Consider the following 3,128-nt stretch of genomic DNA (forward strand, 5'->3'; position numbering starts at 1 on the left):
GCGCCGTCGAGGGCGATGACCCGCCAGGCGCCGGGGACGAACGCGTCGGCGACCGTGCGGCCGTCCAGGAGGGGATGGGCGGCGACGTCCACGGCGGCGAAGAGCAGCACCCGGCGCTCGACGGGCACGGCGCCCAGGACCTGGCGGCCCATCATGGCCCCGGCGAAGGCGGGCGCGGCGAGGTGGGAGACGCTGCGGCTGCGGGTGACGGCCGTCGGGTGGGCGGTGCGCAGGGTGCGGAAGACGGCGGTGGCGAAGTCGTCGTCGTACAGGCGCAGGACGACCCGCAGGTCGGGGGTGACGGCGCGGGCGGAGAGCGCCGCCTCGAGGTTGGTGATGTCGACGCTGGTCAGGGCGAGGAGGGCGTGGGCGCGGTGGATCCGGGCGGCCTCCAGGACGCCTTCCTCCGTGACGTCGCCGACGACGGTGGGCACGCGCAGTCGGCGGGCGACGGCGATGCCGCGGGCCTCCGGGTCGGACTCGACGCAGACCACGGGGATCCCGAGCCGGCGGAGCCGGGCCAGGACCCGGGTGCCGACCTTGCCGAGGCCGAGGAGGACCACGTGGCCGGAGAGGCCGCGCGGCGGCCGGCGCAGGGTGGTCGCCGTGCGGAAGGTGCCGAGCCCTTCGAGGAGGGCGGCGACGATCACCGGCAGCAGGAGCAGGCCGACGAACCCGGCGAGGATCTGGAGCAGCTGGCGGCCGGCCGGCTCGCCGACGGCCGGGTCGCCGATGGCGAAGACGTCGAGCAGCGTCAGATAGGCGGCGTGCAGCGGGTGGTCGCCGGTGGTGAAGGCGAGGGCGAGGGCCAGCGCGAGGACGGCCGCCGCCGCGCCGCCGAACGACCAGCGCAGCCGACGGGAGAACAGCGAGCCGACGGGCAGCGCCGAGGAGGCCAGGCGGGCCGCCGGAAGGGCCGGGCCGGCCGCCGTGACCGCTTCGAGGGTGACGGCGGCGCGGCCGGTCGCGGCGGCCACCGTGCGGTCGTCCGGGAGGAGCCGGGGGCCGTCGTCGCCGCTGCGCTCCGAACCCTCGCAGCCCGCCGGGTCGCCCGCCGTGGCCGAGAGCAGCGCGAGCGTGCACAGGCCGGGGTCGGGCGCCTGCCCTGCGCGGGGCGGCCGGTCGACCGCGTGGAACAGCAGCCCGCCGGCCTGGACGACCTTGCTGGTGCCCGCGACGGCGGCCGCGGCGAGCCCGGGGGCCGCGGTGTCGACGTCGGAGAGGACCGTGGTCGCGGCATCGGCCTTCTCGGGGTCGAGGCCGGGTTCCGCGACGGCGGCGGCCTGGTCGAGGAGGGTTTCGAGGTGCTGTCCCAGCTTGCGGTTGTAGAGCCGGATGACGAGCCGCAGCCGGGGGTTGAGCCGGCGGGCGGTGAGCGCGGCCCGGATGTTGGCCTCGTCGTCCTCGTGGACCAGGGCGAGCGCGGCGGCCCGCTCGACGCCGGCGTCCGTCAGGGCCCGGTCGTCCGCCTCCGCCGACTCGACGACCCGCAGGGTGCCGGCCGGTTCGCCGCCGTCGACGCTCCCGGCCGCCCCGCCGGCCCCGGTGGTACGGGTGACGGCGGCGGTCACCCGCCCGAACAGGGCCAGCGCCCGGCCGGTCCGGCCGGCGGGCGTCACGGGCGCGGCGGGCGGCGCCGGCACCAGGAGGGTGACCCGCTCCCCGTACACCTCGTGGAGTTCGCGCGCGAGGCGGTGCGCGAGGGCGTCGTCGCCGCACACGACCATGTGCCCGGCGGGCGCCGTCCGGTCCTGACGGTCCGTCCGGAAGCCGGACACGCCGAGCGGCCCTCCGGCGGACGCGCCCGCGGGACGGGCGGGCCCGGGGAGGGACCCGGCGGCAGGGGCGGGCGGGCCGGCCGCCGCGCTCCCGGTCGGAACGGCGTTGCTCTGGCGCGGGTATGAGGGCACGTCACAAGGATGCCCTGCGCCACCGACAGCGGACCGGGCGGCCGTCCACCACCCGGGCGGCGGCACGACGCGCCGCCGAACGGCACGTTCGCTACGCCGGTCGGCGCACTTCGATCTGCGCGGTCGGCACCGCGTTCCTACGGTGACCGACATGATCGTCATGTCAGCTGTCCGTCATGCTGCCGCCGGTACGGCGGCGCTGCTGTTCGTCCTGCCGGTTCCGGCGGCCTTCGCCGCCACCGACTCGGTCGGGGAACCCACGCCGCCCGCCCGGCAGTACGTCGACCCCGCCCGGCTCGACCGGCAGGGCACCCAGGTGCAGCCCCTGCCGGGCGCGCCCGAGGTGCCCTCGCTGTCGGCGCTCTCGTGGGTGGTCGCGGACGCCTCGTCGGGCGAGGTGCTCGCCGCCCGGAACGCGCACCGGAGGCTGCCGCCGGCCAGCACCCTCAAGGCGCTGTTCGCCCTCACCGCGCTCCCCCACCACGCCCCCTCCGAGCGGCACACCGTCGCCGACGCCGAGCTGACCGGGATCGGGGCGGGCAGCAGCCTCGTCGGCGTGAAGGAGGGGTACACGTACAAGGTCTCGGACCTGTGGAACGGGGTCTTCCTCAGCTCGGGCAACGACGCGGTCCACGTCCTGGCCGCGATGAACGGCGGCTGGGACTCCATGGTCCGCCAGATGCAGGAGAAGGCCAGGTCCCTCGGGGCCCGGGACACCCACGTGGTCTCCCCGGACGGCTACGACGCCCCGGAGCAGGTGTCCTCCGCGTACGACCTGGCGCTCTTCGGCCGGACCGGGCTCCAGGACCCGGAGTTCACCCGGTACTGCTCGACGTCGTACGCCGACTTCCCCGCGGGCACCTGGTCCTACGGCATCGCCAACACCAACCGCCTGCTGACCGGCGCGGACGGGGTCGCGCGCTACCCGGGGCTCCTCGGGATCAAGAACGGCTACACCAGCAACGCGGGCAACACCCTGATCTCCGCGGCCAAGCGCGGCGACCGGACCCTCGTCGTCTCGGTGATGAACCCGCAGGACGGCGGCGGGCTCGCCGTGTACGAGGAGGCCCGTTCCCTGCTCGACTGGGGCTTCGAGGCCGCGGGCCGGGTCCGACCGGTGGGCTCGCTCCTCCCCGCGCGGACGAAGACCGCGGCCGAGCCCGCCGCCCGCGCCGTCGCCGCGGCCGGCGCCGGCCGGGGCGCGCCGGCGGCCGGCCC

At 77.1% G+C, this 3,128-nt stretch carries 2 protein-coding genes; one reads left to right on the plus strand and one right to left on the minus strand.

Going from position 1 to position 3,128, the window contains the following annotated elements:
* The coding region (locus ACFCY7_RS40235; RefSeq protein WP_376491045.1) for an NAD-binding protein at positions 1-1,727 on the minus strand (1,727 nt) is incomplete at its 3' end.
* Positions 1,728-2,061: 334 nt separating this feature from the next.
* Here ACFCY7_RS40235 and ACFCY7_RS40240 point away from each other — a divergent pair.
* Positions 2,062-3,128, plus strand: a 1,067-nt coding sequence (locus ACFCY7_RS40240) for a D-alanyl-D-alanine carboxypeptidase family protein (RefSeq protein WP_376491044.1), incomplete at its 3' end; no start/stop codon positions are given.

Origin of the sequence: Streptomyces sp. NPDC056361, from assembly GCF_042262805.1 — a bacterium.
In the GTDB taxonomy this organism is placed as follows: Bacteria; Actinomycetota; Actinomycetes; order Streptomycetales; family Streptomycetaceae; genus Streptomyces.